Annotated in this window: 18 protein-coding genes; 14 read left to right on the top strand and 4 right to left on the bottom strand. The window is 62.9% G+C overall.

The features are described from left to right. The first annotated feature begins 221 nt into the window (after positions 1-221). Genes ABI582_RS22525 through ABI582_RS22515 form a run of 3 tightly spaced genes read left to right on the top strand, consistent with a single transcriptional unit; the run spans position 222 to position 3784 of the window. Positions 222-881 (top strand): paraquat-inducible protein A, encoded by a 660-nt coding sequence (locus ABI582_RS22525; RefSeq protein WP_442120298.1) that lies wholly within the window; start codon positions 222-224, stop codon positions 879-881. Further along, positions 868-1491 carry a paraquat-inducible protein A gene (locus ABI582_RS22520; RefSeq protein ID WP_338745996.1) on the top strand — a complete coding sequence of 208 codons (624 nt, stop codon included), beginning with the start codon at positions 868-870 and terminating at the stop codon, positions 1489-1491. The genes ABI582_RS22525 and ABI582_RS22520 overlap by 14 nt, the downstream gene beginning before the upstream one ends. Continuing rightward, the gene (locus ABI582_RS22515) at positions 1484-3784 is read left to right on the top strand and encodes a PqiB family protein (RefSeq protein ID WP_338745997.1); all 2301 of its coding nucleotides are present in this window, start codon (positions 1484-1486) and stop codon (positions 3782-3784) included. Before ABI582_RS22520 ends, ABI582_RS22515 begins: the two co-directional genes overlap by 8 nt. Before the next feature lie 224 nt (positions 3785-4008). On the opposite strand, the gene rpsT is transcribed toward ABI582_RS22515, so the two are convergent. Next, the gene (gene rpsT, locus ABI582_RS22510) at positions 4009-4287 is read right to left on the bottom strand and encodes a 30S ribosomal protein S20 (RefSeq protein WP_016484776.1); all 279 of its coding nucleotides are present in this window, start codon (positions 4285-4287) and stop codon (positions 4009-4011) included. Between the two features lie 250 nt (positions 4288-4537). Between rpsT and murJ the strand changes: the two genes are divergently transcribed. From murJ to ispH, 6 genes are all read left to right on the top strand, one after another. Continuing rightward, positions 4538-6076 (top strand): murein biosynthesis integral membrane protein MurJ, encoded by a 1539-nt coding sequence (gene murJ, locus ABI582_RS22505; RefSeq protein ID WP_049277614.1) that lies wholly within the window; start codon positions 4538-4540, stop codon positions 6074-6076. A gap of 118 nt (positions 6077-6194) precedes the next feature. Then, positions 6195-7145: a bifunctional riboflavin kinase/FAD synthetase gene (gene ribF, locus ABI582_RS22500; RefSeq protein WP_403013185.1), complete on the top strand. Its 951-nt coding sequence runs from the start codon at positions 6195-6197 to the stop codon at positions 7143-7145. Then, on the top strand, positions 7142-9973 hold the full coding sequence (gene ileS / locus ABI582_RS22495; protein ID WP_442120297.1) for an isoleucine--tRNA ligase: 2832 nt from the start codon (positions 7142-7144) through the stop codon (positions 9971-9973). The genes ribF and ileS overlap by 4 nt, the downstream gene beginning before the upstream one ends. Then, positions 9966-10481 (top strand): signal peptidase II, encoded by a 516-nt coding sequence (gene lspA / locus ABI582_RS22490; protein ID WP_016501596.1) that lies wholly within the window; start codon positions 9966-9968, stop codon positions 10479-10481. The genes ileS and lspA overlap by 8 nt, the downstream gene beginning before the upstream one ends. After that, positions 10474-10911: an FKBP-type peptidyl-prolyl cis-trans isomerase gene (fkpB, locus tag ABI582_RS22485; RefSeq protein WP_019473245.1), complete on the top strand. Its 438-nt coding sequence runs from the start codon at positions 10474-10476 to the stop codon at positions 10909-10911. The genes lspA and fkpB overlap by 8 nt, the downstream gene beginning before the upstream one ends. A 14-nt stretch (positions 10912-10925) precedes the next feature. Beyond that, positions 10926-11873, top strand: coding sequence for a 4-hydroxy-3-methylbut-2-enyl diphosphate reductase (gene ispH, locus ABI582_RS22480; protein WP_043202385.1), 948 nt, complete (start codon positions 10926-10928; stop codon positions 11871-11873). 146 nt (positions 11874-12019) lie between these two features. Here ispH and ABI582_RS22475 read toward each other — a convergent pair whose 3' ends face one another. Further along, positions 12020-12502: a GspH/FimT family pseudopilin gene (locus ABI582_RS22475; protein ID WP_338745999.1), complete on the bottom strand. Its 483-nt coding sequence runs from the start codon at positions 12500-12502 to the stop codon at positions 12020-12022. Between the two features lie 109 nt (positions 12503-12611). Here ABI582_RS22475 and ABI582_RS22470 point away from each other — a divergent pair, with 109 nt between their 5' ends. The 5 genes from ABI582_RS22470 to thiO are packed head-to-tail and all read left to right on the top strand — an operon-like array spanning position 12612 to position 15439. After that, complete coding sequence (locus ABI582_RS22470) at positions 12612-12791, top strand: prepilin-type N-terminal cleavage/methylation domain-containing protein (protein ID WP_338746000.1); 180 nt, start codon at positions 12612-12614, stop codon at positions 12789-12791. Then, positions 12788-13435 carry a PilW family protein gene (locus ABI582_RS22465; protein ID WP_442120296.1) on the top strand — a complete coding sequence of 216 codons (648 nt, stop codon included), beginning with the start codon at positions 12788-12790 and terminating at the stop codon, positions 13433-13435. Before ABI582_RS22470 ends, ABI582_RS22465 begins: the two co-directional genes overlap by 4 nt. Further along, a complete protein-coding gene (locus tag ABI582_RS22460; protein WP_442120295.1) occupies positions 13432-13896 on the top strand; it encodes a hypothetical protein in 465 nt (154 codons plus the stop codon). Before ABI582_RS22465 ends, ABI582_RS22460 begins: the two co-directional genes overlap by 4 nt. Position 13897: 1 nt before the next feature. Beyond that, complete coding sequence (locus ABI582_RS22455) at positions 13898-14287, top strand: type IV pilin protein (RefSeq protein ID WP_442120294.1); 390 nt, start codon at positions 13898-13900, stop codon at positions 14285-14287. Positions 14288-14341: 54 nt separating this feature from the next. Then, the gene (thiO, locus tag ABI582_RS22450) at positions 14342-15439 is read left to right on the top strand and encodes a glycine oxidase ThiO (RefSeq protein WP_442120293.1); all 1098 of its coding nucleotides are present in this window, start codon (positions 14342-14344) and stop codon (positions 15437-15439) included. A gap of 32 nt (positions 15440-15471) precedes the next feature. Here thiO and ABI582_RS22445 read toward each other — a convergent pair whose 3' ends face one another. Next, on the bottom strand, positions 15472-16875 hold the full coding sequence (locus tag ABI582_RS22445) for an amidase (RefSeq protein ID WP_442120292.1): 1404 nt from the start codon (positions 16873-16875) through the stop codon (positions 15472-15474). Position 16876: 1 nt separating this feature from the next. Continuing rightward, the gene (locus tag ABI582_RS22440; protein WP_338746005.1) at positions 16877-18154 is read right to left on the bottom strand and encodes a Zn-dependent hydrolase; all 1278 of its coding nucleotides are present in this window, start codon (positions 18152-18154) and stop codon (positions 16877-16879) included. Positions 18155-18178 lie beyond the last annotated feature (24 nt).

Raw genomic sequence — 18178 nt, 5'->3', positions numbered from 1 at the left:
TTAGGGGTTTTGTCTTTGTGGGCAAAAAACTGCCAGCCCTGCCCGAAGCCCTGTAGGAGCAGCCTTGTGCTGCGAAGAGGCCGGTAAGGCTAAAGATCATCTTCGGCTGCAATGGCCCTTCGCAGCACAAGGCTGCTCCTACAGGGATCTGTGGTAAGTCGCCTCCCACAATTCGAGCCAGAACACTAGAATAGGCCCACGCACCTATCCAGAAGCGCCATATGCCCAATTCTGACGAACACGAAGCCCTGGCCCAATTACCGTTGGACGAGCTTGTCGCCTGCCACGAATGCGACCTGCTGCTGCGCAAGCCTGTGCTCCAGCACGATGAAAAAGCCCAATGCCCACGCTGTGGCTACGAGCTCTATGCCCACCGGCACAATGTAGTCAACCGCAGCCTGGCCCTGGTACTGACCGCACTCTTGTTGTTCATACCTGCCAATTTTCTGCCGATCATGCAGCTGCACCTGCTTGGCCAGACCTCGGACGATACTGTCTGGAGTGGCGTACTGGGCCTGTACAACTCGCAGATGCGTGGGGTGGCGATGGTCGTGTTCCTGTGCAGCATGGCCATCCCCCTGGCAAAACTGCTTTGCCAGCTGGTGGTATTGCTGAGTATCCGCTTGAACGTGGGGCGCAACTTCGGCCTGCTGTTCTACCGCATCTATCACCACTTGCGTGACTGGGGCATGCTCGAGGTTTACTTCATGGGTGTGCTGGTGGCCATCGTCAAGCTGGTGGACCTGGCAGAACTCACCGTGGGCCTGGGGCTGTTCTGCTTCATCAGCCTGTTACTGGTCCAGGTATGGCTGGAAGTGGTGATGTCACCACACCAGATCTGGAGTGCGCTATCGGGGGAGGACCTGCATGCGGGCGATTGATGCAGGCATTGTTGTCTGCAATGAATGTCATGAACTGAACAAGCAAGTGCCAGATGGCACTTCGCAGACTTGTACACGCTGTGGCGCCACTGTGCATGCTCGTCGCCCTAACAGTATCGTGCGTACCTGGGCGCTGCTGGTTGCCGCGTCGATCCTGTACATCCCGGCCAACCTGCTGCCGATCATGACCGTGAGTACACTCGGCCAGGGCAGCCCCGACACGATCATGTCCGGCGTCATCACACTGCTCAAGCACGGCATGGTACCTATTGCCGCCGTGGTGTTCATTGCCAGTATCCTGGTGCCCACCTTCAAGCTGGTGGGCATCGGCTTGCTGTTGTACTCCGTTCAGCGTCACCAGCCGCTTTCAGCGCGGCAACGGATATTGATGTACCGCTTCATTGAATTCATTGGGCGCTGGTCCATGCTCGATATCTTCGTCATCGCCATCCTGGTGGCAGTGGTGAATTTCGGCCGAATCGCCAGTGTCGAAGCCAACCTGGGCGCTGTCGCCTTCGCAACTGTGGTGATCCTGACAATGCTTGCCGCTTTAACTTTCGATCCCCGACTGATTTGGGATAACACGGAGTCGGATGACGACCATGAGTGACCTGCCAACGGCTAAAACCCGCCCAGCCTCGAACTGGTCGGCCATCTGGATCCTGCCTTTGATCGCCCTGATGATCGGTGGCTGGCTCGCGTGGCAGGCCTACAGCAAGGCCGGCGTGGAAATTGAAGTTCGCTTCGAGTCGGGTGAAGGTATCGTCGCCAACAAGACCGAAGTCATCTACAAGGGCATGCCGGTAGGCAAAGTGAAGAGCCTGGTACTCGACGCCGAGGGCAACAACCAGGGGGTGATCGCCACCATCGAGATGAACAAGGACGCCGAACCACACCTGACCAAAGGCACGCGTTTCTGGCTGGTGAAGCCGAGTGTCAGCCTGGCGGGTATTACCGGCCTTGAAACACTGGTGTCGGGTAACTACATCGCCGTCAGCCCGGGGGAGGGCGAGCGTACCAAGCGCTTTACCGCCCTGAAGGTTGCGCCGCCGCTCTCGGATTCGGAGCCTGGCCTGCATCTCACCCTCAAAGCCGACAGGCTGGGTTCGCTCAACCGTGACAGCCCGATCTTCTACAAGCAGATCCAGGTGGGTCGGGTTAAAAGCTATCGCCTGTCCGAGGACCAGAGCACCGTCGAGATCAAGGTGTTCATCGAGCCCGCCTACGCCAGCCTGGTGCGCAAGCACACGCGTTTCTGGAACGCCAGCGGCGTCAGCATCGATGCTTCGCTGTCAGGTGTGAAGGTGCGCAGCGAGTCGCTGTCGAGCATTGTGGCCGGTGGTATCGCCTTTGCCACGCCGGAATACCGCAAGGACAGCCCGCCTACCGACCCGAGCCTGCCGTTCCGCCTTTATGAAGACTTCGACGCAGCCCAGGCGGGTATCCGGGTCAAGGTGAAGCTGAGCGATTACGAGGGCCTGCAGGCAGGCCGCACGCCGGTCATGTACAAGGGTATTCAGGTGGGCTCGCTGAAAGCCCTGAAGATGGAAGACAACCTGTCCAGCGCATCGGCCGAGCTGACGCTGGACCCGCTGACTGAAGACTACCTGGTCGAGGGCACGCAGTTCTGGGTGGTCAAGCCGTCGATTTCCCTGGCAGGTATCACCGGCCTGGAGGCGCTGGTCAAAGGTAACTACATTGCCATTCGCCCGGGTGAGAAGGGTGAACGGCCCGAGCGTGAGTTCGAGGCCCGCGCCAAGGCGCCGCCGCTTGACCTCAAGGCGCCAGGCCTGCACATGGTGTTGTTCGCCGATACCCTGGGTTCTCTGGAAATCGGCAGCCCGGTGATGTATCGCCAGGTCAAGGTGGGTAGCGTGCAGAGCTACCAGTTTGCTCGTAACAGCAACCGTATCCTGATTGGTGTGCATATCGAGAAGGAATACGAAAAGCTGGTCAACGGCTCGTCGCGCTTCTGGAACGTCAGTGGCATTACCCTGACCGGCGGCCTGTCGGGCATCAAGATCAAGAGTGAGTCGCTGCAAACGTTGATGGCCGGCGGTATTGCGTTCGACACGCCACGGCCCGATGTGGCGCTGAAACGCCACATTCCACGCTTCCGTCTGCATGACAGCCAGGAAGCGGTAAACCGCGCGGGTACCTTGATCACCGTCCGTGTAGACCGTGCAGATGGCCTGAAGCCGGGTACGCCAATCCGCTTCCGTGGCCTGGATGTGGGCAGTATCGAGAGCGTCGACCTGACCGATGACTTGCAGGCAGTGCTGCTGCGGGCACGTATCACCGAGGCGGCAAACCGTATCGCCCGTGCCGGTACGCAGTTCTGGGTAGTCAAGCCAGCCTTGGGCCTGGTACGCACCGAGAACCTCGACACGCTGATTGGCGGGCAGTACCTGGAGGTGCAGCCGGCAGCCAAGGACCGTGGCCCACAGCGCGATTTCATTGCCCTGGCCGATGCCCCGCAAGTGGCGGGGCCGGAAGTCGGCTTGCCATTGACCCTCAGCGCCCCGCGCCGTGGATCGATCAAGCCAGGTGTGCCAGTCACTTATCGTGAGGTTGCGGTCGGCAAGGTGACTGGCTTCGAGTTGGGGCAGAGCGCTGACCGCGTGCTGATCCATATCCTCATCGAGCCGCGCTATGCGGCCCTGGTGCGCAGTGGCAGCCGCTTCTGGAACAGCAGTGGCTTCGGTTTCGACTGGGGGCTGTTCAAGGGGGCTACCGTGCGTACCGAGTCGGTGGAGACCCTGATTGATGGCGGTATCGCCTTTGCAACGCCGGATGGCGAGCAGATGGGCAACCCGGCACGGCCGCAGCAGACCTTTGCCTTGTTCGAGAAGGCCGAGGATGAATGGCTGCAGTGGGCGCCGAAGATTCAGATAGCCAAGTAACTCAAAGGCCAACGCCGCCCTGCTTTGTGTAGGAGCGGCCTTGTGTCGCGATCGGGCTGCGCAGCGGCCCCTCGGTATTAGCGTCGATGCCGATATTGCTGGGGCTGCTGTGCAGCCCGATCGCGACACAAGGCCGCTCCTACACAAAGCGTGTTGGTGCTGGTGTCTAAATCGCAGGCAACAAAAAACCGACCCTAGGGTCGGTTTTTCGAATAGCGCGTCGCTTAGGCAGCTGCAGCTTCTTTCAGCGCCTTGATGTGGCCATTCAGACGGCCTTTGTGACGAGCAGCTTTGTTCTTGTGGATGATACCTTTGTCGGCCATACGGTCGATTACAGGTACAGCCAGAACGTAAGCGGCTTGCGCTTTGTCGGCGTCTTTTGCGTCAATGGCTTTAACTACATTCTTGATGTAGGTGCGGACCATGGAACGCAGGCTGGCGTTGTGGCTGCGACGCTTCTCAGCCTGTTTTGCACGTTTCTTGGCGGAAGGTGTGTTGGCCACCGTCGAGCTCCTCGAAAGACTTTAGGTAAATAGCAAACAAAATAGGCCGCGAATCATGCCGATCAGTAGATCGATTGTCAAGGCCACCTGCAAGGTTCCGCCGAGCGGTGCGCCAACAAGAGGGAAAGATTCCTTTCTGCTGCGCGACCTGTACACTCGGGAATTTTTGGCTCCCCTGCGAAGGCGCGGGAGTATCGCACATTCGGACGCTGTCTGGCAGCGTCCTCTGCCATTGGCGTGAATCTTTTCGATGAACCTGCTCAAATCCCTGGCTGCAGTAAGCTCGATCACCATGATTTCCCGGGTGCTGGGCTTCGTGCGTGACACCATCCTGGCGCGCATCTTTGGTGCCGGCGTCGCCACCGATGCCTTTTTCATCGCGTTCAAACTGCCCAACCTGCTGCGGCGCATTTTCGCCGAGGGTGCGTTTTCCCAGGCCTTTGTTCCGATCCTGGCCGAATACAAGACCCAGCAGGGCGAGGAGGCGACGCGTACCTTCATTGCCTATGTCAGCGGCCTGCTGACCCTGGTCCTTGCCCTGGTGACTGCCATCGGCATCCTCGCGGCGCCGTGGGTGGTGTGGGCAACAGCCCCGGGCTTCGTCGACAACGCAGAAAAATACGAGCTGACCACCTCCCTGTTGCGGGTGACCTTTCCTTATATATTGCTGATCTCGCTGTCTTCCCTGGCCGGTGCGATCCTCAATACCTGGAACCGTTTTTCGGTACCGGCCTTCACCCCAACCCTGTTGAACGTGGCGATGATCGCCTTCGCCGTGCTGCTGACGCCGTACTTCAACCCGCCCATCATGGCCCTGGCCTGGGGCGTGCTGGCGGGTGGCCTGGCGCAGTTGCTGTACCAGCTGCCGGCATTGAAGAAGATCGGCATGCTCGTGCTGCCGCGTCTTAACCTGAAGGACGCGGGGGTGTGGCGTGTACTGAAGCAGATGCTGCCGGCGATTCTCGGCGTATCGGTGAGCCAGATCTCGCTGATCATCAACACCATCTTCGCCTCGTTCCTGGTGGCCGGCTCGGTGTCGTGGATGTATTACGCCGACCGCCTCATGGAGCTGCCTTCAGGCGTGCTGGGCGTGGCCCTGGGCACCATCCTGCTGCCGACCCTGGCCAAGACCTACGCCAACAAGGACCGCGAGGAATACTCGCGGATCCTCGACTGGGGCCTGCGCCTGTGCTTCCTGCTGGTGCTGCCGTGCACCTTGGCCTTGGCCATCCTTGCCGAGCCGCTGACCGTTGCGCTCTTTCAATATGGCAAGTTCAGTGCGTTTGATGCGGCCATGACACAGCGGGCGCTGATGGCCTATTCGGTAGGTTTGCTGGCGATCATTCTGGTCAAGGTGCTGGCACCCGGCTTCTATGCGCAGCAGAATATCCGCACGCCGGTAAAGATTGCGATTTTCACCCTGGTCTGTACCCAGTTGTTCAACCTCGCCCTGGTCGGCCCGCTTGCACATGCCGGTCTGGCATTGGCAATCAGCCTGGGTGCCTGCCTGAATGCCGGCTTGCTGTTCTGGAAGCTGCGCAGCCAGCAGTTGTTCGAGCCACAGCCAGGCTGGGCAATGTTCCTGCTCAAGCTTGTCTTGGCAGTGGTGCTGATGTCGGCGGTACTGTTGGCGGGCATGCACTATATGCCGGCCTGGGAGCAGGGCATCATGCTTGAGCGCTTCCTGCGGCTTGGGGCGTTGATTGTGGCAGGTGTCGTGACGTATTTCGGCTGCCTGTACCTGTGCGGCTTCCGGCCCAGGCATTTCGCTCGCAAGGCCCTGCATTGAGGCTTCAGGCGGGTCAGGCGTCGGTTTTTCGCATTCCACGCCGCCCTTGGGCGTTGCTGCCTGTCACCGGCGCCCGGGTGTGGTTATAATCGGCCACTTTATGAGCAAGAAGCGCGTTATGCAGCTGGTTCGAGGTCTTCACAACCTGCGCCCCGAGCACCGGGGCTGTGTCGCCACCATTGGCAACTTCGACGGGGTTCACCGCGGCCACCAGGCAATCCTGGCGCGCCTGCGCGAGCGCGGCCAGGCCTTGGGCCTGCCGACCTGCGTGGTGATCTTCGAACCACAACCGCGCGAGTACTTCGCCCCTGATACTGCGCCGGCGCGCCTGGCCCGCCTGCGCGACAAGGTCGAACTGCTGGCCGCCGAAGGCATCGACCGGGTGCTGTGCCTGGCGTTCAACCAGCGCCTGAGCAAGCTCAGCGCCGATGCCTTCGTCAAGGCCATCCTGGTCGACGGCCTGGGCGTGCGCCACCTCGAAGTGGGTGATGACTTCCGCTTTGGCTGCGACCGCGCCGGCGACTTCGCCTTCCTGATCGAGGCCGGCAAGCAGTACGGCTTCACCGTCGAGGCCGCCAACACGGTAATCCAGGACGGCCTGCGGGTCAGCAGCACCGAAGTGCGCAAGGCCCTGTCCGAAGGTAACTTCGAGCTGGCCGAGCACCTGCTGGGCCGCCCGTACAGCATCACCGGCCGTGTGCTGCATGGCCAGAAGCTGGCCCGCCAGCTCGGCACACCTACCGCCAACATCCAGCTCAAGCGCCGCCGCGTGCCGCTGTCCGGGGTCTACCTGGCCAGCATCGAAATCGACGGCAAGGCCTGGCCGGGTGTAGGCAATATTGGCGTGCGTCCCACCGTTGCCGGTGATGGGCGCCCGCACCTGGAGATTCATCTTCTGGATTATGCCGGCGACCTGTATGGCCGGCGTCTGACGGTGGAGTTCCACCACAAGCTGCGTGAAGAGCAGCGATTCGCCTCCCTGGAGGCGCTGAAGTCGGCGATCGATGCGGATATCGCCGCCGCACGTGCACATTGGCACGCTCAACCGCTAACGAAGAGCCTGAAATGACCGACTACAAAGCCACGCTTAACCTTCCGGACACCGCCTTCCCCATGAAGGCCGGCCTGCCTCAGCGCGAACCGCAGATCCTGCAGCGCTGGGACAGCATTGGCCTGTACCAGAAGCTGCGCGAAATTGGCAAGGATCGTCCCAAGTTCGTCCTGCACGACGGCCCGCCCTATGCCAACGGCAAGATTCACATCGGTCATGCGCTGAACAAGATCCTCAAGGACATGATCGTCCGCTCCAAGACCCTGGCCGGCTACGATGCGCCGTATGTTCCGGGCTGGGACTGCCATGGCCTGCCGATCGAGCACAAGGTCGAGGTTACCCACGGCAAGCACCTCTCTGCCGATCGTACCCGCGAGCTGTGCCGTGAGTACGCCGCCGAGCAGATCGAAGGGCAGAAGACCGAGTTCATTCGCCTGGGTGTACTGGGTGACTGGGACAACCCGTACAAGACCATGAACTTCGCCAACGAGGCCGGTGAAATCCGCGCCCTGGCCGAGATGGTCAAGCAAGGCTTCGTGTTCAAGGGCCTCAAACCTGTGAACTGGTGCTTCGATTGCGGTTCGGCCCTGGCTGAAGCGGAAGTCGAATACGCCGACAAAAAATCCCAGACCATCGACGTGGCCTTCCCGATTGCCGACGAGGCCAAGCTGGCTGCCGCCTTCGGGCTGGAGGCGCTGGCCAAGCCAGCCGCCATCGTGATCTGGACCACCACTGCGTGGACCATCCCCGCCAACCAGGCGCTGAACATCCACCCGGAGTTCAAGTACGCCCTGGTCGATACCGGCGAGCGTCTGCTGGTGCTGGCCGAAGAGCTGGTCGAGTCGTGCCTCAAGCGCTACAACCTGGAAGGCTCGGTCATCGCCACTGCCCAGGGTTCGGCTCTGGAGCTGATCAACTTCCGCCACCCGTTCTACGATCGCCTGTCGCCTGTCTACCTGGCCGACTACGTCGAACTGGGCGCCGGTACCGGTGTGGTTCACTCCGCGCCTGCTTATGGTGAAGACGACTTCGTCACCTGCAAGCGCTACGGCATGGTTAATGACGACATCCTCACCCCGGTGCAAAGCAACGGCGTGTACGTCGAATCGCTGGAGTTCTTCGGCGGCCAGTTCATCTGGAAGGCCAACCCGGCCATCGTCGAGAAGCTGAGCGAAGCCGGTGCGCTGATGCACACCGAAACCATCAGCCACAGCTACATGCACTGCTGGCGCCACAAGACCCCACTGATCTACCGCGCCACCGCGCAGTGGTTCGTCGGCATGGACAAGCAGCCAGGCACTGGCGAGCCGCTGCGTGAGCGCGCGCTCAAGGCCATCGAAGAGACCAAGTTCGTGCCGGCCTGGGGCCAGGCGCGCCTGCACTCGATGATCGCCAACCGCCCGGACTGGTGCATCTCGCGTCAGCGCAACTGGGGTGTGCCGATCCCGTTCTTCCTGCACAAGCAGACCGGCGAGCTGCACCCACGTACCGTCGAACTGATGGAAGCGGTGGCCAAGCGCGTTGAACAGGAAGGTATCGAAGCCTGGTTCAAGCTGGATGCCGTCGAACTGCTGGGTGAAGAAGCCGGCCAGTACGACAAGATCACCGATACCTTGGACGTGTGGTTCGACTCGGGCACCACCCACTGGCACGTGCTGCGTGGCTCGCACGACATCGGCCACGCCACCGGCCCGGTCGCCGACCTGTACCTGGAAGGCTCCGACCAGCATCGTGGCTGGTTCCACTCGTCGTTGCTCACCGGTTGCGCCATCGACAACCACGCGCCGTACCGCGAACTGCTGACCCACGGCTTCACCGTGGACGAGAACGGCCGCAAGATGTCCAAGTCGCTGGGTAACACCATCGAGCCGGAGAAGGTCAACAACACCCTGGGTGCCGACATCCTGCGCCTGTGGGTTTCGGCCACTGACTATTCCGGTGAAATGGCGGTTTCCGAGCAGATCCTGCAGCGTAGCGCCGACGCCTACCGCCGTATCCGCAATACCGCCCGCTTCCTGCTGTCCAACCTGTCCGGTTTCGACCCGGCCCGCGACCTGCTGGCCCCGCAAGACATGCTGGCACTGGACCGCTGGGCCGTGGACCGTACCCTGCTGCTGCAACGCGAGCTGGAAGAGCACTACAGCGAGTACCGTTTCTGGAACGTCTACTCCAAGGTGCACAACTTCTGCGTGCAGGAGCTGGGCGGCTTCTACCTCGACATCATCAAGGACCGCCAGTACACCACCGGCGCCAACAGTGTCGCCCGCCGTTCCTGCCAGACCGCGCTGTACCACATCAGCGAAGCGCTGGTGCGCTGGATTGCGCCGATCCTGGCGTTCACCGCTGACGAAATCTGGCAGTACCTGCCGGGCGAGCGCAACGAGTCGGTGATGCTCAACGGCTGGTACCAGGGCCTGAGCGAGCTGCCAGAAGGCACCGAGCTGGACCGCGCTTACTGGGACCGTGTAATGGCGGTGAAGGCATCGGTGAACAAGGAGCTGGAAAACCAGCGTACCGCCAAGGTCATCGGCGGCAACCTGCAGGCCGAAGTCACCCTGTACGCCGACGAAGGGCTGAGCGCCGACCTGGGCAAGCTGGGCGACGAGCTGCGCTTCGTGCTGATCACCTCGGCCGCCAGCGTGGTGCCGTTCGTGCAGGCGCCGGCAGACGCCGTGGCCACAGAAGTCGAAGGCCTCAAGCTGAAAGTGGTCAAGTCCGGCCACGCCAAGTGCGGCCGTTGCTGGCACTTCCGCGCCGACGTCGGCAGCCACCCGGAGCACCCGGAAATCTGCAGCCGTTGCGTCGATAACCTGACCGGTTCGGGCGAGGTGCGTCACTATGCCTAACCCGGCAGTGGGGCGCTTTGGGCGCCTTGCATGGCTTTGGCTGAGCTTGCTGGTGCTGGTCGTCGACCAGGCCACCAAGCTGTATTTCAACAACGCCCTGACCATGTACCAGCAGATTGTGGTCATCCCTGACTACTTCAGCTGGACCCTGGCCTACAACACCGGCGCCGCTTTCAGCTTCCTCGCTGATGGCGCTGGCTGGCAGCGCTGGCTGTTCGCCCTGATCGCCGTGGTGGTCAGTGCCGTACTGGTGGTGTGGCTCAAGCGCCTGGGGCGCAACGAAACCTGGCTGGCCGTGGCGCTGGCGCTGGTGCTGGGTGGCGCCATTGGCAACCTGTACGACCGCGTCGTGCTGGGCCATGTGGTCGACTTCATCCTGGTGCACTGGCAAAACCGCCATTACTTCCCGGCCTTCAACGTGGCCGACAGCGCCATCACCGTTGGTGCGGTGATGCTGGCGCTGGATATGTTCAAGAGCAAGAAGTCCGAGGATCCGGTCCATGACTGACACCCGTATCGGCCAGAACACCGAAGTCACCCTGCACTTCGCGCTGCACCTGGAAAACGGCGACACCGTCGACAGCACGTTCGACAAAGCCCCGGCCACCTTCAAGGTTGGCGATGGCAACCTGTTGCCGGGCTTCGAAAGCGCGCTGTTCGGCTTCAAGGCCGGTGACAAGCGCACAGTGGTAGTGGCCCCGGAGAACGCCTTCGGCCAGCCCAACCCGCAGAACGTGCAAGTCATGCCGCGGTCCAACTTCGAGGGCATGGAGCTGTCCGACGGGCTGCTGATCATCTTCAACGATGCCGCCAACGCCGAGCTGCCGGGTGTGGTCAAAGCGTTCGATGACGACCAGGTGACCATCGACTTCAATCACCCACTGGCTGGCAAGACCCTGACCTTCGAGGTGGAGATCCTCGAGGTGAAGGCCCTGTAAGCCTGGAGCCGAGCATGCAAATCAAACTCGCCAACCCTCGCGGCTTCTGCGCGGGGGTCGACCGGGCGATCGAGATCGTCAACCGTGCGCTGGAAGTCTTCGGCCCGCCGATCTATGTGCGTCACGAAGTGGTGCACAACAAGTTCGTGGTCGAAGACCTGCGCAACCGCGGCGCTATCTTCGTCGAAGAGCTGGACCAGGTGCCGGACGATGTCATCGTCATCTTCAGTGCCCACGGTGTTTCCCAGGCCGTGCGCCAGGAAGCAGCTGGCCGTGGCCTGAAAGTGTTCGATGCCACCTGCCCGCTGGTGACCAAGGTGCACATCGAGGTGGCCAAGTACAGCCGCGACGGCCGTGAGTGCATTCTCATCGGCCACGAAGGGCACCCGGAAGTCGAAGGCACCATGGGTCAGTACGACGCCAGCAACGGTGGTTCCATCTACCTCGTCGAAGACGAAGATGATGTAGCCAAGCTGCAGGTGCGCGACCCTGACCACCTGGCCTTCGTGACCCAGACCACTCTGTCGATGGACGACACCAGCCGCGTCATCGACGCCCTGCGTGCGCGCTTCCCGAATATCGGCGGCCCGCGCAAGGACGACATCTGCTACGCCACCCAGAACCGCCAGGACGCCGTCAAGCAGCTGGCGGGCGAGTGCGACGTGGTGCTGGTAGTCGGCAGCCCGAACAGCTCCAACTCCAACCGCCTGCGTGAGCTGGCCGAACGCATGGGCACCCCGGCCTACCTGATCGATGGTGCCGAGGACCTGCAACAGGGCTGGTTCGAACAGGCGGCGCGTATTGGCATCACTGCCGGTGCTTCGGCCCCCGAAGTGCTGGTACGTGGCGTGATCGAACAGCTCAAGGCCTGGGGCGCTACCGGCGCTGAAGAGCTGGACGGGCGTGAAGAGAACATCACCTTCTCGATGCCCAAAGAGCTGCGGGTTCGCTCGTTGATCTGACCGGGCTGCACAGCTCTCAATGTGGGAACGGCCTTGTGTCGCGAAAGGGCTGCAAAGCAGCCCCAGGGTTTCGGCACCAAAGCTGATATCGCTGGGGCCGCTTTGCGGCCCTTTCGCGGCACAAGGCCGCTCCTGCGGCGAGCGCGCTAGCAGCGAGAGTTGCTCTGGGCCTTCGTATCCAATCTGACTCTCCCGGTCGATGCCAGCACCACTTGATATCGGCTACTGGCAGATGAGCGTTCACACACTTCCAGCGTTGTTCCCAACCAGCTGTTGTTCAACGTCATTGGAACGCCCAGTGCACTGAACTTGAACAGCTCCCCGCGATTGCTCGTAATCTTGAGCGGCCTCGAAAGGCGATGCTCGCGCAGCAGCTGCTGGTTATGTTCCAGCACCACTCGCCAACCATTTCCCCAGTTACCGTCCAACGCCTGCACCAGCACCGGCTGGCTTTGCAGCATGGCGTGGCTGCGTGCGCTGCGCAGTGCCTGTGCCAAATCACGGGCAGCGGCTGCCCGGTGTAGGTCGTCGCTCATCCTGGCGTAGGCCGGCATACCGAGCTGTGTCAGCAAGATGGCCACGGCCAAGGCCGACAACATTTGTATCAGTGTTACGCCTCGTTGCTTCACCGTGCATTCCTCCCTGGAAGTGCTTGGCTATAGCTTCACGTTCGCTGGCCAAGCGGTCTAGTCGGCCAGGTTCAGGGCTATTGCAGGAAAAGTCGCAGGAGGTGCAGGGATGCACGCGAGGCAACGGGGCATGACGCTCCTGGAAGTATTATTGGCCGTCGTGGTTGTGGCCGTGGGCATGTTCGCAACGGCAGCGATACAGTTGCAGGCATTGCAGGCTGCGGACAGCGCGCGTCGCGAGGGCCTGCAAGCCTTGGCGGCGCACAGCGAGCATGAGCGGCGGCGATGAAGGGCCGTCAGAGCGGGTTCGGTTTGCTTGAGGTGGTGATGGCGCTGGCCATCGGCTTGATGCTGCTGGCTGCGGCCAGCCAGCTCTTCGCTTCGGTACACCAGACTTGGCGCCTGCAAAGTACTGCGGTGCGCATGCAGGATGAGGCACGTCAGGCGTTGCTGCGTATGGCTCAGGATATTCGCATGGCCGGAATGTTCGGTTGCTTGCGCCTGCAACCTGACGACTTCAAGAGTTCCACTGCACAGCAGGCGTTCGCTCGTCCTCTGGAGGTGGCACCCTCCACGCTGAGCCTGGTTGTAGGAGAGCTGCCCGGGCAGGCAGGAGCACCTGACTGGTTCGTGCAGACAGACTGCCTTGAAAAGGTATCTGTGGAGGATGGGCAAATCGCGAGCAAGCCCTACCCACTGGCATATCCCGTTAGCAAGTACGTCTACCAGCGTAACGGCGATACCCTGAGCTTTAGACGAAAAACCAGCTTCCAGCCGCTGGTGGAGAATGTGCGAGAGGTGCATTTCGAGCGTGTGCAAACGCCCCGAGGAGAGCGGGTAGATATCGCACTCACGTTGTACGAGCCCACGCTCAAACTCGAACAGCGCCATGAACTGAGCGTGGCACTGCGCAACCCGGTGCCGGGGCCATGAAGCGTCAACGCGGTGTCGTGCTGCTGTTGGCGTTGGTGCTGAGCTTGCTGCTCGGCTTGTTGGCGGCCTCGGCCCTGCGCGAGGCCTTGGTGGAGACGCGAATGGCTGGCTACATGCGCGATGGTCTGCTGGCGTTCGAAGAGGCCGAGGCCGCGTTGCAAGCAGGTGAGGGCGAGCTCAAGCGGGCACCTCCTGATCGGTGTACCGCTTGCCTGCCGCCAGCTCGACCGCACGATCTGGCCGGGCAGTGGCAGGGCACACCGAGCGGTTACTTCCATGTACAGAACCTGGGCACGAGCACCTGCGCTGCGCATATGTCGGACGAGCTGCTTGTCACCTTGTTCCGGATAACGGCCGTCAGCAAGCAAACCCAGTCACGCCACGTGCTGGAAGCCGTTTACGCCGTGGCCGGCGACACAACCCGGCGCATCACCTGGCGGCAAAGATTGAGAGGAGACTGACATGCAGCAAGGCTTGAGCCTGATCGAGTTGTTGATTGTGCTGGCCGTGACCGGCATTCTGGCAGCCATTGCCTACCCCAGTTACAGCGACCAGCTTCGGCGAGCCGCACGCAGCGAAGTGGCTGGCCTGCTGCATGATGCCGCCCTGCGCCTGGAGCGCCACCGCGTACGCACCGGCCAATATGCCGAGGGCGACCCGGCCTTGCCCGACGGTACCCGCTATTACAGCCTGCAGGCCCAGCGCGACAGCGACACCTTCACGCTGCGCGCCCGGCGGTTGCCCCATGGGCTGATGGCGCAGGATGGCTGTGGCGACTTCCAGCTGGACCACGCCGGCGTGCAGCGCAATCCGGGTGCCGTTGGCGGCAGCGAGCACTGCTGGGGAAGCTGAAGGTTGAATGATGCCCGGTGCATCGCGGTTTTACTTCAGGTGTTGGATCGACAGATGAGCAAGCAAGTAGTGGTGGTCGGCGGCGGGGTGATCGGCCTGCTGACGGCGTTCAACCTGGCGGCCAAGGTCGGGCAGGTGGTGGTGTGTGACCAGGGTGAGGTCGGGCGTGAGTCGTCGTGGGCCGGTGGTGGCATCGTCTCGCCGCTGTACCCCTGGCGCTACAGCCCGGCCGTGACGGCCCTGGCTCATTGGTCGCAGGACTTTTATCCACAGCTGGGCGAGCGTTTGTTCGCCAGCACCGGTATCGACCCCGAAGTGCACACCACGGGCTTGTACTGGCTCGACCTGGATGACGAAGCCGAAGCGCTGGCCTGGGCCGAACGTGAGCAGCGGCCGCTCAGTGCCGTGGATATCTCGGCGGCCTACGACGCGGTGCCGGTGCTGGGCCCGGGATTCAAGCGCGCCATCTATATGGCCGGTGTAGCCAACGTGCGCAACCCGCGCCTGGTGAAGTCGCTGAAGGCGGCGCTGCTGGCGCTGCCCAACGTCACCTTGCGCGAAAACTGCCAGATCACGGGCTTCGTTCAGCAGGGCGGGCGCGTGACCGGCGTGCAGACCGCTGAAGGCGTGCTGGCGGCGGATGAGGTGGTGCTCAGTGCCGGGGCTTGGAGTGGCGACCTGTTGCGTACCTTGGGCCTTGAACTGCCGGTGGAGCCGGTGAAGGGCCAGATGATCCTGTTCAAATGCACTGAAGACTTTTTACCGAGCATGGTGCTGGCCAAAGGGCGCTATGCGATCCCGCGGCGGGATGGCCATATTCTGGTGGGCAGTACGCTGGAGCATGCCGGGTACGACAAGACCCCGACCGAAGATGCGCTGGAAAGCCTGAAGGCATCGGCGGTGGAATTGCTGCCAGGGCTCGAAGGTGCCACCGTGGTGGGGCACTGGGCCGGGCTGCGGCCTGGGTCACCGGAAGGCATCCCCTACATCGGGCCGGTGCCGGGGCACAAGGGCCTGTGGCTGAACTGCGGGCATTACCGCAACGGGCTGGTGCTCGCGCCAGCTTCGTGCCAACTGTTTACCGACTTGCTGACCGGGGCCGAGCCGATCATCGACCCGGCGCCGTATGCACCAGAAGGGCGTCTGGGCTGAGAGTGCCGGGGCTGCAAAGCAGCCCCGGGATTTCAACGCGGTGCCTGCAAGTGTCGGCTCGGGTAATGCTGCTCATACACCTTGCACACCCGCAATACCTGCTCATCGGCAAAGCGCCCAGCCACCACCTGCAGGCCCACCGGCAACCCCTCACGGGTAAACCCGCAGGGCACCGAAGCCGCCGGCTGCTGGGTCAGGTTGAAGGGGTAGCTGAACGGCGTCCACTCCATCCATTGCGCCATCCCCGACCCAGGCGGCACGTTGTGCCCGGCCGCGAACGCCACCAACGGCAGCATCGGCGATACCAGCACGTCATAGCGCTGGTGGAAGGCATTCATCTTGGCAATCAGATCGGCCCGAGCCTCCAGCGCCTGCGTGTACTCGGCCAGGCTGATCTGTGCCCCCTGTTCGGCAATCCAGCGCAGCCCGGGGTCCAGCAACGCCCGCTGTTCATCGCTCAGCGTGCTTGCCAGGCGTGCCGCGCCGGCAAACCACAGGGTATTGAAGGTTTCCAGCGGGTCGCTGAAGCCCGGGTCCACTTCCTCGACCTGCGCACCCAGGCGCGCCAGGCGCTGCACCGCTTGCGCCACCAGCGCCTGGATCTGTGGGTCGACCTGCACATAACCGAAGTTGGCGCTGTAGGCGATGCGCAACCCGCTCAGGTCTTGCTGCTGGCCCAACCACGGCGCATGCCGGGGCGCACCGGCCAGCCCGTCACGCACATCGGGGCGGGCTACGCAGTCCAGCATCAGTACCGAGTCGTCTACAGTGCGCGTCATTGGCCCCAGGTGTGACAGCACGGTCATGGCGCTGGCCGGCCATTGCGGCACATGGCCGAAGGTGGGCTTGATGCCGAAAGTACCGGTAAAGGCGCAGGGGATGCGAATCGAGCCACCGGCATCGCTGCCCTGGTGAAGCACCCCGAGGTTAAGCGCGGCGGCCGCCGCAGCCCCCCCCGACGAACCGCCGGCAGTCAGCCTGGTATCCCAGGGGTTGCGGGTGATGCCGTACAGCGGGTTGTCGGTCACACCTTTCCAGCCAAACTCCGGCGTGGTGGTCTTGCCCACCAGCACTGCGCCGGCTTCACGCATGAACGCGCTGAAGGGGGCATCGACATCCCATGGCCCGGCACCCGAGGTGGTGCGCGACCCCTTGCGGGTGGGCATGCCACGGGTCAGGGTCAGGTCCTTGATCGATGCGGGTACGCCATCCAGCCGGCCACAGGGTTCGCCACGCTGCCAGCGTTGTTCGCTGGCACGGGCGGCGGCGCGTGCACCTTCGCCGTCGACATGGCAGTAGGCGTTGACCGCCGGGTTATGCCGGTCGATGCGCGCCAGCACATCGTCGACCACCTCCACCGGTGATAACTGGCGGCGCTTGTACAGTTCGAGCAGCTCTACGGCGGTGAACTCGCCAATCGCGGTTTTCTGGGTCATCTCAACGGGCTCCCGGGTTGGCGGCCTGGAACATGGCGCGCAGCAGGACGTCGCAGCCATCGGCCAGGTCCTGCGGCGCGGCATTTTCGATTTCGTTGTGGCTGATGCCCCCTTCGCACGGCACGAAGATCATCCCGGCCGGGCCCAGCTCGGCAAGGAAGATCGCATCGTGACCGGCGCCGCTGACGATATCCATGTGGCTCAGGCCCAGCGCGCGCGCGCCCTGACGCACAGCGTCCACGCACTGCTCGGCGAAGTACAGCGGCGGGAAATCGGCGGTCGGGGTCAGCTCGTAGCTCAGCCCGTGCTGTGCCGTGCTGCTTTCGATGGCGGCGCGCACTTCGCCGACCATGGCGCCAAGGTGTTCGGGGTCAAGGTGACGCAGGTCGATGGTCATCTGTACCTGGCCGGGGATGACATTGCGCGAGCCCGGGTGCAGGGTCAGGCAGCCGACCGTGCCGCAGGCATGCGGCTGGTGGGCGTGGGCCGTGCGGTTGACCGCAGCCACTACCTCGGCGGCGCCGACCAGGGCGTCCTTGCGCAGGTGCATGGGGGTGGGCCCGGCATGCGCCTCGACGCCGGTCAGCACCAGGTCGAACCATTTCTGCCCCAGGCAGCCCTGGACCACGCCGATGGTGGTGCGCTGGTCTTCCAGCACCGGGCCTTGTTCGATGTGCGCTTCAAAGTACGCACCGACGGCATGCCCGGTCGGCACACGCGGGCCGGCGTAACCGATGCGCTGCAGCTCCGCGCCCACCGACAAGCCCTGGTCGTCGACCTTGTCCAGGGTTTCCTGCAGGCCGAACTTACCGGCGAACACGCCCGAGCCCATCATGCATGGCGGGAAGCGCGAGCCTTCTTCGTTGGTCCACACCACCACTTCCAGTGGGGCTTCGGTGGTCAGCTCAAGGTCGTTGAGCGTGCGCATCACCTCAAGGCCGGCCATGACGCCGTAGCAGCCGTCGAACTTGCCGCCGGTGGGTTGGGTGTCGATGTGGCTGCCGGTCATGACGGGCGGCAGGGCAGGGTTGCGGCCGGGGCGGCGGGCGAAGATGTTGCCGATGGCGTCGACGCTGACCGTGCAGCCGGCCTCTTCGCACCAGCGCACGAACAGGTCGCGGGCCTGGCGGTCGAGGTCGGTCAGGGCCAGGCGGCATACGCCGCCCTTGGCAGTGGCGCCGAGGCGGGCCAGGTCCATCAGCGATTGCCAAAGGCGCTCGCGGCTGACCAGGGAGCCTTGGCCGAGCAGGTGCTGCGAGGGATCGATGCGGGTATTCATGTTTGATCTCTCCTGAAAAGTATT

It is taken from the genome of Pseudomonas sp. SAS7, from assembly GCF_052112345.1.
Lineage (GTDB): Bacteria > Pseudomonadota > Gammaproteobacteria > Pseudomonadales > Pseudomonadaceae > Aquipseudomonas > Aquipseudomonas putida_Q.
The sequence above is the reverse complement of the archived record's forward strand: the minus strand, read 5'-3'. Positions and strand labels throughout refer to the sequence as shown.

Bases quoted from the DNA above. Each gene is read 5' to 3' on its own strand.
- ABI582_RS22525 (WP_442120298.1), top strand. From the start codon at position 222: ATGCCCAATTCTGACGAACACGAAGCCCTGGCCCAATTACCGTTGGAC.
- ABI582_RS22520 (WP_338745996.1), top strand. From the start codon at position 868: ATGCGGGCGATTGATGCAGGCATTGTTGTCTGCAATGAATGTCATGAA.
- ABI582_RS22515 (WP_338745997.1), top strand. From the start codon at position 1,484: ATGAGTGACCTGCCAACGGCTAAAACCCGCCCAGCCTCGAACTGGTCG.
- murJ (WP_049277614.1), top strand. From the start codon at position 4,538: ATGAACCTGCTCAAATCCCTGGCTGCAGTAAGCTCGATCACCATGATT.
- ribF (WP_403013185.1), top strand. From the start codon at position 6,195: ATGCAGCTGGTTCGAGGTCTTCACAACCTGCGCCCCGAGCACCGGGGC.
- ileS (WP_442120297.1), top strand. From the start codon at position 7,142: ATGACCGACTACAAAGCCACGCTTAACCTTCCGGACACCGCCTTCCCC.
- lspA (WP_016501596.1), top strand. From the start codon at position 9,966: ATGCCTAACCCGGCAGTGGGGCGCTTTGGGCGCCTTGCATGGCTTTGG.
- fkpB (WP_019473245.1), top strand. From the start codon at position 10,474: ATGACTGACACCCGTATCGGCCAGAACACCGAAGTCACCCTGCACTTC.
- ispH (WP_043202385.1), top strand. From the start codon at position 10,926: ATGCAAATCAAACTCGCCAACCCTCGCGGCTTCTGCGCGGGGGTCGAC.
- ABI582_RS22470 (WP_338746000.1), top strand. From the start codon at position 12,612: ATGCACGCGAGGCAACGGGGCATGACGCTCCTGGAAGTATTATTGGCC.
- ABI582_RS22465 (WP_442120296.1), top strand. From the start codon at position 12,788: ATGAAGGGCCGTCAGAGCGGGTTCGGTTTGCTTGAGGTGGTGATGGCG.
- ABI582_RS22460 (WP_442120295.1), top strand. From the start codon at position 13,432: ATGAAGCGTCAACGCGGTGTCGTGCTGCTGTTGGCGTTGGTGCTGAGC.
- ABI582_RS22455 (WP_442120294.1), top strand. From the start codon at position 13,898: ATGCAGCAAGGCTTGAGCCTGATCGAGTTGTTGATTGTGCTGGCCGTG.
- thiO (WP_442120293.1), top strand. From the start codon at position 14,342: ATGAGCAAGCAAGTAGTGGTGGTCGGCGGCGGGGTGATCGGCCTGCTG.
- ABI582_RS22445 (WP_442120292.1), bottom strand. From the start codon at position 16,875: ATGACCCAGAAAACCGCGATTGGCGAGTTCACCGCCGTAGAGCTGCTC.
- ABI582_RS22440 (WP_338746005.1), bottom strand. From the start codon at position 18,154: ATGAATACCCGCATCGATCCCTCGCAGCACCTGCTCGGCCAAGGCTCC.